The 13,299-nt window shown below is 71.8% G+C and carries 13 protein-coding genes; 12 read left to right on the forward strand and 1 reads right to left on the reverse strand.

Translation table 11 applies throughout. From position 1 onward, the window contains the following. Positions 1-78: 78 nt before the first annotated feature. Entirely contained in the window at positions 79-2,277 is a 2,199-nt protein-coding gene (locus CCL05_RS19405) for an elongation factor G-like protein EF-G2 (protein WP_086561757.1), read from the reverse strand. Positions 2,278-2,492: 215 nt separating this feature from the next. On the opposite strand from CCL05_RS19405, the gene pgsA reads away from it, so the two are divergent. From pgsA to secD, 12 genes are all read left to right on the forward strand, one after another. Further along, positions 2,493-3,263, forward strand: a complete 771-nt coding sequence (pgsA, locus tag CCL05_RS19410; RefSeq protein WP_244204325.1) for a phosphatidylinositol phosphate synthase — start codon at positions 2,493-2,495, stop codon at positions 3,261-3,263. Further along, positions 3,260-4,168, forward strand: coding sequence for a phosphatidylinositol mannoside acyltransferase (locus CCL05_RS19415; protein WP_086561759.1), 909 nt, complete (start codon positions 3,260-3,262; stop codon positions 4,166-4,168). The genes pgsA and CCL05_RS19415 overlap by 4 nt, the downstream gene beginning before the upstream one ends. Beyond that, positions 4,165-5,328: a glycosyltransferase family 4 protein gene (locus CCL05_RS19420; protein WP_086561760.1), complete on the forward strand. Its 1,164-nt coding sequence runs from the start codon at positions 4,165-4,167 to the stop codon at positions 5,326-5,328. The genes CCL05_RS19415 and CCL05_RS19420 overlap by 4 nt, the downstream gene beginning before the upstream one ends. Before the next feature lie 65 nt (positions 5,329-5,393). After that, positions 5,394-5,936, forward strand: coding sequence for a LemA family protein (locus CCL05_RS19425; RefSeq protein ID WP_086561761.1), 543 nt, complete (start codon positions 5,394-5,396; stop codon positions 5,934-5,936). A gap of 144 nt (positions 5,937-6,080) precedes the next feature. After that, a complete protein-coding gene (pdxS, locus tag CCL05_RS19430) occupies positions 6,081-6,992 on the forward strand; it encodes a pyridoxal 5'-phosphate synthase lyase subunit PdxS (RefSeq protein ID WP_086561762.1) in 912 nt (303 codons plus the stop codon). Between the two features lie 4 nt (positions 6,993-6,996). Next, entirely contained in the window at positions 6,997-7,602 is a 606-nt protein-coding gene (gene pdxT / locus CCL05_RS19435) for a pyridoxal 5'-phosphate synthase glutaminase subunit PdxT (protein ID WP_086561763.1), read from the forward strand. Positions 7,603-7,650: 48 nt separating this feature from the next. Next, positions 7,651-8,403, forward strand: coding sequence for a YebC/PmpR family DNA-binding transcriptional regulator (locus CCL05_RS19440; RefSeq protein ID WP_086561764.1), 753 nt, complete (start codon positions 7,651-7,653; stop codon positions 8,401-8,403). A 115-nt stretch (positions 8,404-8,518) separates the two neighbouring features. Next, positions 8,519-9,049: a crossover junction endodeoxyribonuclease RuvC gene (ruvC, locus tag CCL05_RS19445; protein WP_086561765.1), complete on the forward strand. Its 531-nt coding sequence runs from the start codon at positions 8,519-8,521 to the stop codon at positions 9,047-9,049. After that, entirely contained in the window at positions 9,046-9,651 is a 606-nt protein-coding gene (ruvA, locus tag CCL05_RS19450; protein WP_086561766.1) for a Holliday junction branch migration protein RuvA, read from the forward strand. Before ruvC ends, ruvA begins: the two co-directional genes overlap by 4 nt. 28 nt (positions 9,652-9,679) lie before the next feature. Continuing rightward, positions 9,680-10,750, forward strand: coding sequence for a Holliday junction branch migration DNA helicase RuvB (gene ruvB, locus CCL05_RS19455; RefSeq protein WP_086561767.1), 1,071 nt, complete (start codon positions 9,680-9,682; stop codon positions 10,748-10,750). 185 nt (positions 10,751-10,935) lie between these two features. Next, complete coding sequence (gene yajC, locus CCL05_RS19460; RefSeq protein WP_086561768.1) at positions 10,936-11,430, forward strand: preprotein translocase subunit YajC; 495 nt, start codon at positions 10,936-10,938, stop codon at positions 11,428-11,430. A 132-nt stretch (positions 11,431-11,562) separates the two neighbouring features. After that, the coding region (secD, locus tag CCL05_RS19465) for a protein translocase subunit SecD (RefSeq protein WP_086561769.1) at positions 11,563-13,299 on the forward strand (1,737 nt) is incomplete at its 3' end.

Genomic DNA, 13,299 nt, shown 5'->3' on the forward strand with positions numbered 1-13,299 from the left:
GGGGCGGGCGGTCCCGGTGACCGCCCGCCTGTGCGGAGGGAGCCCTCACGGGGGCCACTTGGCCCCCTCGGGCCCCAACTAGGAGGCCCTGCGCTCCTCTTCACGGATCCGGTCCGCGACCTGCTGCGGCATCGGCTCGTGCCGTGCGTACCGGCGGCTGAAGCGGGCCGTGCCGTGCGTCATCGACCGCAGGTCGATCGCGTACCGGCCGATCTCGATCTCGGGCACCTCCGCCCGGATCATCGTGCGCCCGCCGGGTGTCTGCTCGGTGCCGAGCACCCGGCCGCGCCGCCCCGACAGGTCGCTCATCACGGCGCCCACGAAGTCGTCGCCGACCAGCACCGACACCTCGGCCACCGGCTCCAGCAGATGGATCCTCGCGTCGGTCGCGGCCTCCCGCAGCGCGAGCGCCCCGGCCGTCTGGAACGCGGCGTCGGAGGAGTCCACCGAGTGCGCCTTGCCGTCCAGGAGGGTCACGCGCACGTCGATGAGCGGATACCCGGCGACGACTCCCTTGGCGGCCTGGACGCGTACGCCCTTCTCCACCGACGGGATGAACTGCCGGGGCACCGCGCCGCCGACGACCTTGTCCACGAACTCGATGCCCGAGCCGCCCGGCAGCGGCTCCACCTCGATCTCGCAGATGGCGAACTGCCCGTGCCCGCCGGACTGTTTGACGTGCCGGCCGCGCCCGGCCGCCTTGGTCGCGAACGTCTCGCGCAGGGACACCTTGTGCGGTACGACGTCGACCTGGACGCCGTAGCGGCTGCGCAGCCGCTCCAGGGCGACGTCCGCGTGCGCCTCGCCCAGGCACCACAGGACCACCTGGTGGGTGTCCTGGTTCTGTTCGAGCCGCATCGTCGGGTCCTCGGCCACCAGCCGGGCCAGGCCCTGCGAGAGCTTGTCCTCGTCCGGTTTGCTGTGCGCCTGGATGGCCAGCGGCAGCAGCGGGTCGGGCATCTGCCACGGCTCCATGAGCAGCGGGTCGTCCTTGGCGGACAGGGTGTCCCCGGTCTCGGCGCGGCTGAGCTTGGCCACACACGCCAGGTCACCGGCGATCACGTGCGACACCGGGCGCTGCTGTTTGCCGAACGGCGTGGACAGGGCGCCGATCCGCTCGTCGACGTCGTGGTCCTCGTGCCCGCGGTCGGCCAGGCCGTGCCCGGAGACGTGGACCGTCTGGTCGGCGCGCAAGGTGCCGGAGAAGACGCGGATCAGCGACAGCCGGCCGACGTACGGGTCCGAGGAGGTCTTCACGACCTCCGCGACCAGCGGCGCGTCCGGGTCGCACGGCTTGAGCTCGCGCGGCGTGCCGTCGACCGTCGTCACCCGCAGCGTCTCGTGCTCCAGCGGCGTGGGGAAGCCGCGGGTGATCAGCTCCAGCAGCTCCACCGTGCCGAGCCCCTGCCGGGAGCCCTCGGTCGCGGGGGCGGCGGCCAGGACGGGGAAGAAGACCCCGCGGGCGACGGCCCGCTCCAGGTCCTCGATCAGGGTCTTGACCTCGACCGGTTCCCCGCCGAGGTAGCGGTCCATGAGGGTCTCGTCCTCGCTCTCCGAGATGATCCCCTCGATCAGCCGGTTGCGGGCCTCCTCGATCAGCGGCAGCTGGTCCTCGCCCGGCTCGGACTCCTTGCGCTCGCCGGCCGAGTAGTCGAACAGCTTCTGCGACAGCAGCCCGATCAGGCCGGTCACGGGAGCGTGCCCGTCCGGCGCCTGCGGGCCGTGCAGCGGCAGGTAGAGCGGCAGGACCGCGTCGGGGTCGTCCGCGCCGAAGGCCTCCGCGCAGATCCGGGTCATCTCCTCGAAGTCGGCGCGCGCCGCCTCCAGGTGGGTGACGACGATGGCCCGGGGCATGCCCACGGCCGCGCACTCCTCCCACACCATGCGGGTCGAGCCGTCCACGCCGTCCGAGGCCGAGACGACGAAGAGGGCCGCGTCCGCCGCGCGCAGACCGGCCCTGAGCTCACCGACGAAGTCGGCGTATCCGGGGGTGTCGAGGAGGTTGACCTTGATGCCATCCCACTCGACGGGCACCAGGGAGAGCTGCACCGAGCGCTGCTGCCGGTGCTCGATCTCGTCGAAGTCGGAGACGGTGCCGCCGTCCTCCACGCGGCCCGCCCGGTTCACTGCCCCCGCCGTGAGCGCGAGGGCCTCCACCAACGTGGTCTTGCCCGATCCGGAGTGGCCGACCAGCACCACATTCCGTACGGACTGGGGGTGGTCGGCCGCCTGTGCCCTGCCGGCGGCCCCAGGGTGTGTCTGTGCCTTGTCGCCCATGATCCTGCCTCCCGTGCACGGTGAGGTCACTGTGGGCGCGGACACGCGGGATCCGCGTGCGGTGCGGCTCCGGCGACGCCCGCGGTCATTCGACCTTCCCACTCCTGTCACGGTGCGTCCATACGAACGACGTGATCGCGGCCCGCCCCGCGCACCGGTGCGCCGTGACACGGGCCTCGGGTCCCGCCCGTCGCCCGCACGCGCGCGTGGCTACGATGGGCCAGCCGGTGGCCAGCAGGGGCCAGACGGCGACACCGACCCTCGGGAAGGCCATGCTGAACAAGTACGCGCGTGCATTCTTCACGCGTGTTCTCACACCGTTCGCCGCGTTTCTGATCCGGCGGGGCGTCAGCCCCGACACCGTCACGCTCATCGGCACGGCCGGTGTGGTCGCGGGCGCGCTGGTCTTCTACCCCATGGGCGAGTTCTTCTGGGGCACGGTCGTGATCACGCTGTTCGTCTTCTCCGACCTGGTCGACGGCAACATGGCCCGCCAGCTCGGCCGCTCCAGCCGCTGGGGCGCCTTCCTGGACTCCACGCTCGACCGGGTCGCCGACGGCGCGATCTTCGGCGGCTTCATCCTCTGGTACGCCGGCGGGGGCGACGACCTCGTCCTGTGCGCCGTCTCGATCTTCTGCCTGGCCAGCGGCCAGGTGGTGTCGTACACCAAGGCCCGCGGCGAGTCGATCGGCCTGCCGGTCGCCGTCAACGGGCTGGTCGAGCGGGCCGAGCGGCTGGTGATCTCCCTGGTCGCCGCCGGGCTCGCGGGCCTGCACAAGTTCGGCGTGCCCGGCATCCAGTACCTGCTGCCGGTCGCCCTGTGGATCGTCGCCGTGGGCAGTCTCGTCACGCTGATCCAGCGGGTCGTCACGGTCCGCCGCGAGTCCGCGGAGGCCGAGTCCGCGGCGGCCGGGCAGGACGACGCCCCGCAGGACAATGAGGGCAAGCAGCACAACGCCTCCCACGGGAGCGAGGCGGCCACGTGAGCGCACAGGACCGGCTGACGGACGCGCTGTACGGACTGGGCTGGAGCACCGTCAAGAAGCTCCCCGAGCCGGTCGCCGTACGGCTCGGGAACACCATCGCCGACCTCGTCTGGAAGCAGCGCGGCAAGGGCGTGCAGCGGCTGGAGAGCAACTACGCGCGCGTGGTGCCCGGCGCGGGCCCCGAGCGCCTCGCCGAGCTCTCGCGCGCGGGCATGCGGTCCTACCTGCGCTACTGGATGGAGTCCTTCCGCCTCCCCGCCTGGAGCGAGGAGCGAGTGATGAACGGCTTTGACCCCAAGGACCTGCACCACCTGACCGAGGGCCTGGCCGCCGGCAAGGGCGTCGTACTCGCCCTGCCCCACCTGGCCAACTGGGACCTCGCCGGCGCCTGGGTCACCACGAAGCTGGGCATCCCGTTCACGACGGTCGCCGAGCGCCTGAAGCCGGAGACGCTGTACGACCGGTTCGTCGCCTACCGCGAGGGCCTCGGCATGGAGGTCCTGCCGCACAGCGGCGGCACGGCCTTCGGCACCCTGGCCCGGCGGCTGCGCGACGGCGGCCTGGTCTGCCTGGTCGCCGACCGCGACCTGTCGGCCTCCGGCGTCGAGGTCGGCTTCTTCGGCGACACGGCCCGGATGCCGGCCGGCCCGGCCCTGCTCGCCCAGCAGACGGGCGCCCAGCTGCTCCCCGTCACCCTCTGGTACGACGACTCGCCGGTGATGCGCGGCCGGGTCCACCCGCCCGTCGAGGTGCCCGAGTCGGGCACGCGCGCGGAGAAGACGTCCGTCATGACACAGGCGCTGGCCGACGCCTTCGCCTCCGGGATCGCCGACCACCCGGAGGACTGGCACATGTTGCAGCGCCTGTGGCTCGCGGACCTCGACCCGGCGAAGGGGCCATCGTGAGGATCGGCATCGTCTGCCCGTACTCCTGGGACGTACCGGGCGGCGTCCAGTTCCACATCCGGGACCTGGCCGAGTACTTCATCCGGCTGGGCCACGAGGTGTCCGTCCTCGCCCCGGCCGACGACGACACCCCCCTGCCGCCGTACGTCGTCTCGGCCGGGCGTGCGGTGCCGGTGCCGTACAACGGCTCGGTGGCCCGGCTGAACTTCGGCTTCCTGAGCGCCGCCCGGGTGCGCCGCTGGCTGCACGAGGGCGCGTTCGACGTCATCCACATCCACGAGCCGACCTCGCCCTCGCTGGGCCTGCTGACCTGCTGGGCCGCCAGGGGACCGATCGTCGCCACGTTCCACACGTCCAACCCGCGCTCCCGGGCCATGATCGCCGCGTACTCCATCCTCCAGGCCGCCCTGGAGAAGATCAGCGCGCGGATCGCGGTGAGCGAGTACGCCCGCCGCACGCTGGTGGAGCACCTCGGCGGGGACGCGGTGGTGATCCCGAACGGCGTGGACGTCGACTTCTTCGCCAAGGCCGAGCCCAAGGCCGAGTGGCAGGGCGAGACGATCGGCTTCATCGGGCGCATCGACGAGCCCCGCAAGGGCCTGCCGGTGCTGATGAAGGCCCTGCCGAAGATCCTCGCCGCCCGTCCGCGGGCCCGGCTGCTGGTGGCCGGGCGCGGTGACGAGGAGGAGGCGGTGGAGTCACTGCCCGCCGAGCTGCGCTCCCGCGTCGAGTTCCTCGGCATGGTCAGCGACGAGGACAAGGCCCGCTTCCTGCGCAGCGTCGACCTGTACGTCGCGCCCAACACCGGCGGCGAGAGCTTCGGGATCATCCTGGTCGAGGCCATGTCCGCCGGAGCCCCCGTCCTCGCCTCCGACCTGGACGCCTTCGCCCAGGTCCTGGACCGGGGCGAGGCAGGGGAGCTGTTCCCCAACGAGGACGCCGACGCCCTGGCCGACGCGGCCGTACGCCTGCTGGGCGACCCGGGCCGCCGGGCGGAACTGCGCGAGCGGGGCAGTGCCCATGTGCGCCGCTTCGACTGGGCGACCGTCGGCGCGGACATCCTGTCCGTCTACGAGACGGTGACGGCGGGCGCGGCGGCGGTGGCCGAGGACGAGCGGACGACCGGGCTGTGGGGCCGGCTCGGGCTGGCCCGGGACTAGGGTCCTTCCGATGGACCCCGACCGGGCACGCGGCCGTGTGAGCGGGCACCGGTAGCCTCTGGGCCGTGACCGCAACCCTCATCTGGATCCTCGTCGCCCTCGTGGTGGTCGGCCTGTACCTGAGCTGGACGGCCGGGCGGCTGGACCGGCTGCACGCGCGCATCGACGCGGCCCGCGCCGCACTCGACGCACAGCTGCTGCGCCGCGCCTCCGTCGCCCAGGAACTGGCCACCTCGGGGGTGCTCGATCCGGCCGCCTCCATCGTCCTCTACGAGGCCGCGCACGCCGCCCGTCAGGCGGAGGAGGAGCAGCGGGAGGTCGCCGAGAGCGAGCTGAGCCAGGCGTTGCGGGCGGTGTTCGGCGAGGTCCAGCAGGTGGAGGCGGTGCGGGAGGCGCCCGGCGGCGAGGAGGCCGCCGAGGAGCTCGCGCAGGCGGTGCGACGTGTGCCGATGGCCCGCCGCTTCCACAACGACGCCGTACGGGCCGCCCGTGCCCTGCGCCGGCACCGCAAGGTGCGCTGGTTCCGGCTGGCGGGCCACGCCCCGTTCCCCCTGGCCTTCGAAATGGACGACGAGCCTCCGGCGGCTCTGGCGGACCGGGCCGCCTGAGCCCCCGTTCACGCCCCGTTCCCCGGCCGTCCCCGGGCCGTCGCCGGAAAAGGATCCACAGCGTTCCCATTGGCCCTTGCTGTGGCCTGGTCTCCTCACGTTTCCTCGGTGCTGCAGAATCCCCTCTCCGTAGCGAGGTCACCCGTGTCCACCACGTCCCCCAACTCCCAGGCCCCCGAGACCGGCACCGCCCGTGTGAAGCGCGGTATGGCCGAGCAGCTCAAGGGCGGCGTCATCATGGACGTCGTCACGCCGGAGCAGGCGAAGATCGCCGAGGACGCGGGCGCCGTCGCCGTCATGGCCCTGGAGCGGGTCCCGGCCGACATCCGCAAGGACGGCGGCGTGGCCCGCATGTCCGACCCGGACATGATCGAGGGCATCATCGACGCCGTCTCGATCCCGGTGATGGCCAAGTCCCGCATCGGCCACTTCGTCGAGGCCCAGGTGCTGCAGTCCCTCGGCGTCGACTACATCGACGAGTCCGAGGTCCTCACCCCGGCCGACGAGGTCAACCACTCCGACAAGTGGGCGTTCACCACCCCCTTCGTCTGCGGCGCCACCAACCTGGGCGAGGCCCTGCGCCGCATCGCCGAGGGCGCGGCGATGATCCGCTCCAAGGGCGAGGCCGGCACCGGCAACGTCGTCGAGGCCGTCCGCCACCTGCGCCAGATCAAGAACGAGATCGCCCGCTTGCGCGGCTTCGACAACAACGAGCTGTACGCCGCCGCCAAGGAGCTGCGCGCCCCGTACGAGCTCGTGCGCGAGGTCGCCGAACTCGGCAAGCTCCCGGTCGTGCTGTTCTCCGCCGGCGGCGTCGCCACCCCGGCCGACGCGGCCCTGATGCGTCAGCTCGGCGCCGAGGGCGTCTTCGTCGGCTCCGGCATCTTCAAGTCCGGCGACCCGGCCAAGCGCGCCGCCGCCATCGTGAAGGCCACCACCTTCTACGACGACCCGAAGATCATCGCGGACGCGTCCCGCAACCTCGGTGAGGCCATGGTCGGCATCAACTGCGACACCCTCCCCGAGACCGAGCGCTACGCCAACCGCGGCTGGTAACCCCATGAGCACTCCTGTCATAGGCGTCCTGGCCCTCCAGGGCGACGTACGGGAGCACCTCGTCGCCCTGGCCGCGGCCGATGCCGTGGCCAGGCCGGTGCGGCGCCCCGAAGAACTCGCCGAGGCGGACGGCCTCGTCATACCCGGCGGCGAGTCCACCACCATCTCCAAGCTGGCGGTGCTGTTCGGCCTGATGGACCCGCTCCGCGCGCGCGTGCGGGACGGCATGCCCGTCTACGGCACCTGCGCCGGCATGATCATGCTCGCCGACAAGATCCTCGACCCGCGCTCGGGCCAGGAGACCGTCGGCGGCATCGACATGATCGTGCGCCGCAACGCCTTCGGCCGGCAGAACGAGTCCTTCGAGGCGGCCGTCGACGTCAAGGGCGTCGAGGGCGCCCCTGTGGAGGGCGTCTTCATCCGCGCCCCCTGGGTCGAGTCCGTCGGCGCCCGGGCCGAGGTGCTCGCCGAGCACGACGGCCACATCGTCGCCGTCCGCCAGGGCAACGCTCTGGCCACGTCGTTCCACCCGGAACTGACCGGCGACCACCGCGTGCACGCCCTGTTCGTCGACATGGTGCGCGCGAACCGGACGGCCGAGTCCTTGTAGGATTCCTGCGTTCGTTGCTGAGATGGGTTACGCGAAGGAGACAGGCAGATGTCCGGCCACTCTAAATGGGCCACGACGAAGCACAAGAAGGCCGTCATCGATGCCAAGCGCGGCAAGCTCTTCGCGAAGCTGATCAAGAACATCGAGGTGGCGGCCCGGATGGGCGGCGCCGACCCCGAAGGCAACCCGACGCTCTACGACGCCATCCAGAAGGCGAAGAAGTCGTCGGTCCCCAACAAGAACATCGACTCCGCGGTCAAGCGCGGCGCGGGCCTGGAGGCCGGCGGCGCCGACTACGAGACGATCATGTACGAGGGCTACGGCCCGAACGGTGTCGCCGTGCTCATCGAGTGCCTCACCGACAACCGCAACCGCGCCGCCTCCGAGGTCCGTGTCGCCATGACCCGCAACGGCGGCTCCATGGCCGACCCGGGCTCGGTGTCGTACCTGTTCAACCGCAAGGGCGTCGTCATCGTCCCCAAGGGCGAGCTGACCGAGGACGACGTGCTGGCCGCCGTGCTGGACGCGGGCGCCGAAGAGGTCAACGACCTCGGCGAGAGCTTCGAGGTCCTCAGCGAGGCCACCGACCTGGTCGCGGTCCGCACCGCCCTCCAGGACGCCGGCATCGACTACGACTCCGCCGACGCCAACTTCGTCCCGACCATGCAGGTCGAACTGGACGAGGAGGGCGCCAAGAAGATCTTCAAGCTCATCGACGCGCTGGAGGACAGCGACGACGTGCAGAACGTCTTCGCCAACTTCGACGTCAGCGACGAGGTCATGGAGAAGGTCGGCGCGTAACGCCGCCGCGGGCTCCGCGCAGCCCAACGGGCCGACGGGACACACCCCGTCGGCCCGTCGCGTTGTCGGTGGCACCCGATAGCCTGCAGGAACAGGCGATCGAGAGGGAGGGCGCGTGCGCGTTCTGGGGGTGGACCCGGGCCTGACCCGGTGCGGTGTCGGCGTGGTCGAGGGCGTCGCCGGACGGCCGCTCACCATGATCGGCGTCGGCGTCGTCCGCACACCGGCGGACGCGGACCTCGGCCACCGCCTCGTCGCCATCGAGCAGGGCATCGACCAGTGGCTGGACGAGCACCGGCCGGAGTTCGTCGCCGTCGAGCGCGTCTTCAGCCAGCACAACGTCCGTACGGTGATGGGCACCGCCCAGGCCAGCGCCGTCGCCCTGCTGTGCGCCTCCCGCCGCGGCATCCCCGTGGCGCTGCACACGCCGAGCGAGGTCAAGGCCGCCGTCACCGGCAGCGGCCGGGCCGACAAGGCCCAGGTGGGCGCCATGGTCACCCGCCTGCTCCGGCTCAGCGCACCGCCCAAGCCCGCCGACGCGGCCGACGCCCTCGCCCTCGCCATCTGCCACATCTGGCGCGCCCCCGCGCAGAACCGACTCCAGCAGGCCGTCGCCCTGCACACATCGAAAGGCCGTACGGCATGATCGCCTTCGTCAGCGGCACCGTCGCCGCGCTCGCCCCCGACGCCGCGGTCGTCGAGGTCGGCGGCGTCGGCATGGCCGTCCAGTGCACGCCGAACACGCTGTCCACGCTGCGCATGGGCCAGCCCGCCAAGCTGCACACCTCCCTCGTCGTACGGGAGGACTCACTGACCCTGTACGGCTTCGCGGACGACGACGAGCGGCAGACCTTCGAGCTGCTCCAGACGGCCAGCGGCGTCGGCCCCCGGCTCGCCCAGGCCATGCTCGCCGTGCACAGCCCGGACGCCCTGCGCCGGGCCGTCGCCACCGCCGACGAGAAGGCGCTCACCGCCGTCCCCGGCATCGGCAAGAAGGGCGCCCAGAAGCTGCTCCTGGAGCTGAAGGACCGCCTCGGCGAGCCGGTCGGCGCCCCCGCCGTCGGTACGGCCGTCAGCGCGGGCTGGCGCGACCAGCTGCACGCCGCCCTGATCGGCCTCGGCTACGCGACCCGGGAGGCCGACGAGGCCGTGACCGCCGTCGCCCCGCAGGCCGAGGCCGCCGAGGGCACGCCCCAGGTGGGACAGCTGCTGAAGGCGGCCCTGCAGACCCTGAACCGCGCCCGATGATCCGTACCGAGACTCCGAGGCACACTCCATGAACTGGGACGACACGACCGACGCCGATGCCGCCGAGCGGCTCGTCGGTGCGTCCGCCGACCGTGAGGACCAGGCCGTCGAGGCCGCCCTGCGCCCCAAGGACCTGGGCGAGTTCATCGGCCAGGAGAAGGTCCGCGAGCAGCTCGACCTCGTCCTGCGCGCCGCACGCGCGCGGGGTGCCACCGCCGACCACGTGCTGCTCTCCGGCGCCCCCGGCCTCGGCAAGACCACCCTGTCGATGATCATCGCGGCCGAGATGGGCGCCCCCATCCGCATCACGTCGGGCCCCGCCATCCAGCACGCCGGAGACCTCGCCGCGATCCTCTCCTCCCTCCAGGAGGGCGAGGTCCTCTTCCTCGACGAGATCCACCGCATGTCCCGGCCCGCCGAGGAGATGCTGTACATGGCGATGGAGGACTTCCGCGTCGACGTCATCGTCGGCAAGGGCCCCGGCGCCACCGCCATCCCGCTGGAGCTGCCCCCCTTCACCCTGGTCGGCGCCACCACCCGCGCGGGCCTGCTGCCGCCCCCGCTGCGCGACCGCTTCGGCTTCACCGCCCACATGGAGTTCTACGAACCGGCCGAGCTGGAGCGGGTCATCCACCGCTCCGCGGACCTCCTCGAAGTCGAGATCGAGCCGGACGGCGCCGCCGAGATCGCCGGCCGCTCCCGCGGCACGCCCCGCATCGCCAACCGCCTGCTGCGCCGCGTCCGGGACTACGCGCAGGTCAAGGCCGACGGCCTGATCACCAGAGACATCGCGGCGGCCGCCCTCGCCGTGTACGAGGTGGACGCCCGCGGCCTCGACCGTCTCGACCGGGGCGTGCTGGAAGCCCTGCTCAAGCTGTTCGGCGGCGGCCCCGTCGGCCTGTCCACGCTGGCGGTCGCGGTGGGGGAGGAGCGCGAGACCGTCGAGGAGGTGGCCGAGCCCTTCCTGGTACGGGAGGGCCTGCTGGCCCGCACCCCGCGCGGCCGGGTCGCCACCCCCGCCGCATGGGCGCATCTCGGCCTCACCCCGCCCCGCTCCCAGACCGCCGGAAACGGACAACAGGACCTGTTCGGGGCGTGACGGCGCCGTCACCGCTCCGGCACGGCGAGGCCAGTGGCAGGAGCAGGAACCCCGGTGCCATGCTGAGCGTTGTTCCATGCGCGCGGACTCGCTTAGACTCCGCCGATGCCGCCTTTGTCGGCGGCGTACACACCCCCAACCATCTGGCCGCTCACAGCGCGGTCGTGTGAAGGAAGTACCGACCCGTGAGTCTCCTGACCCTCCTCCCGTTCATCGTGCTCATCGGGGCCATGTTCCTGATGACCCGATCGGCCAAGAAGAAGCAGCAGCAGGCCGTGGAGATGCGGAACCAAATGCAGCCCGGCAGCGGTGTGCGCACCATCGGGGGCATGTACGCCACCGTCAAGGAGGTGAACGAGGACACCGTCCTCGTCGACGCCGGTCCGGGCGTCGAGCTCCTCTTCGCCAAGAACTCCATCGGCGCCGTCCTCACCGACGACGAGTACAACCGCATCGTCCACGGCGTCGAGCACGACCTGAAGTCCGACGCCGACCTCGTTCCGGACGACGCCTCCTCCCTCACCGAGACCGGCGACGCCGCCGACCCCACCGCTGACGACAAGGCCGTCGACCTCGGCAAGAAGGACGCGGCCGACGAGCCGGCCGGCGACGCCCCGGCCGGCGAGGCGAAGACGGACGAAGAGCCGAAGAAGACCGACGGCGACTCCGAGGCGAAGTAGTCGCGTCCCGGGGTGCGCGGGCCCGGCCCGCGCACCCCGGGACACGACCGGCTCGCACGGAATCCCGACACCATGTCATGGCCGCCCGTCCGCCGATCCGGAGCGCGGCGGCCCGAGAGGGAGTACGAGAAGGTGGCCACACCTAAAAAGGGCCGGAGCGCGAGCGCCCAGAGCAAGCCGGGGCGCTCGCTGGCCCTGATCCTGATCGCCATCGCGGCGCTCACCGGTGGGATGTTCGCCTCGGGACACACGACACCGCGTCTCGGCATCGACCTGGCCGGCGGTACGAGCATCACGCTCGAGGCGGTTCCCGAGGCCGGCAACGAGGCGGCGATCAACAAGACCAACATGGACACCGCCGTCTCCATCATGGAGCGCCGTGTCAATGGTCTGGGCGTCTCCGAGGCCGAGGTCCAGACGCAGGGCCGGGACAACATCATCGTCAACATCCCCAAGGGCACGAACTCCGAGCAGGCCCGCAAGCAGGTCGGCACCACCGCCAAGCTCTACTTCCGCCCGGTCGTCGCCACGGAGGTCTCCGGCGGCGCCGGCGCGGGCACCCCCTCGCCGAGCCCCACGGGAAGCCCGTCGGACAAGCCGTCCGGCAAGGCCACCGACAAGCCCGAGGCCACGAACAAGGGCTCCGCGTCCCCGTCCGCCTCGCCCACCACGCAGGGCCGCGCGGTCACGGACGCGCTGAAGGCCGACGCGACGCCGTCGGCGAGCGCCTCGGACAAGGCGAAGGCCAGCCCCTCCCCGTCCGCGTCCGGCGGCGCCGCCGCCGACGCGAGCAAGCTCCAGGAGCAGTACGCCAAGCTCGACTGCACCAACGCGAAGACCCGCTCCGCCGTGGGCGACGGCGTCAAGGCCTCCGAGCCCACCCTGGCCTGCGGCAAGAACTCGCAGGGTCAGTGGCAGAAGTACATCCTCGGCCCCGCCGAGGTCGACGGCACCGACGTCGACAAGGCCCAGGCCGTCCTGAACACCCAGAGCGGTGCCGGCTGGACGGTCACGATGGACTTCACCGACGCGGGCGGCAAGAAGTTCGCGGACATCACCGGCAAGCTGGCCAAGAACCAGTCGCCGCAGAACCAGTTCGCGATCGTCCTCGACGGCGACGTGGTCTCCGACCCGTACGTGCGGCAGGCGCTGACCGGCGGCAACGCGGAGATCTCCGGCAACTTCAACCAGCAGTCCGCGCAGGACCTCGCCAACATGCTGAGCTACGGTGCGCTGCCGCTGACCTTCCGCGAGGACAGCGTTTCCACCGTCACCGCCGCGCTCGGCGGTGACCAGCTGAAGGCCGGTCTGATCGCCGGCGCGATCGGTCTCGCGCTGGTCGTCATCTACCTGCTGCTCTACTACCGCGGCCTGGCGTTCATCGCGATCCTCTCGCTGCTGGTCTCCGCGGCCCTGACCTACACGATCATGGCGCTGCTCGGCCCGACCATCAATTTCGCGCTGAACCTGCCGGCCGTGTGCGGAGCCATCGTCGCGATCGGCATCACGGCGGACTCGTTCATCGTGTTCTTCGAACGCGTCCGCGACGAGATCCGGGAGGGCCGCTCGCTGCGCCCCGCCGTCGAGCGGGCCTGGCCGCGCGCCCGGCGCACCATCCTGGTCTCCGACTTCGTGTCGTTCCTCGCCGCCGCGGTGCTCTTCATCGTGACCGTCGGCAAGGTCCAGGGCTTCGCGTTCACGCTCGGCCTGACCACCCTGCTCGACGTGGTCGTCGTGTTCCTCTTCACCAAGCCGCTGCTGACGCTGATGGCCCGCCGCCCGTTCTTCGCGAACGGCCACAAGTGGTCCGGCCTCGACCCGAAGGGCCTGGGTGCGAAGCCCCCGCTGCGCCGCACCCGCCGCCCCGCC

Origin of the sequence: Streptomyces africanus (assembly GCF_002150735.1) — a bacterium.
In the GTDB taxonomy this organism is placed as follows: Bacteria; Actinomycetota; Actinomycetes; order Streptomycetales; family Streptomycetaceae; genus Streptomyces; species Streptomyces africanus.

Excerpts from the sequence above, each read along its gene's own strand:
- CCL05_RS19440 (WP_086561764.1), top strand. The coding sequence starts at position 7,651 with ATGTCCGGCCACTCTAAATGGGCCACGACGAAGCACAAGAAGGCCGTC.
- pdxT (WP_086561763.1), top strand. The coding sequence starts at position 6,997 with ATGAGCACTCCTGTCATAGGCGTCCTGGCCCTCCAGGGCGACGTACGG.
- ruvB (WP_086561767.1), top strand. The coding sequence starts at position 9,680 with ATGAACTGGGACGACACGACCGACGCCGATGCCGCCGAGCGGCTCGTC.
- ruvA (WP_086561766.1), top strand. The coding sequence starts at position 9,046 with ATGATCGCCTTCGTCAGCGGCACCGTCGCCGCGCTCGCCCCCGACGCC.
- CCL05_RS19405 (WP_086561757.1), bottom strand. The coding sequence starts at position 2,277 with ATGGGCGACAAGGCACAGACACACCCTGGGGCCGCCGGCAGGGCACAG.
- pgsA (WP_244204325.1), top strand. The coding sequence starts at position 2,493 with ATGGGCCAGCCGGTGGCCAGCAGGGGCCAGACGGCGACACCGACCCTC.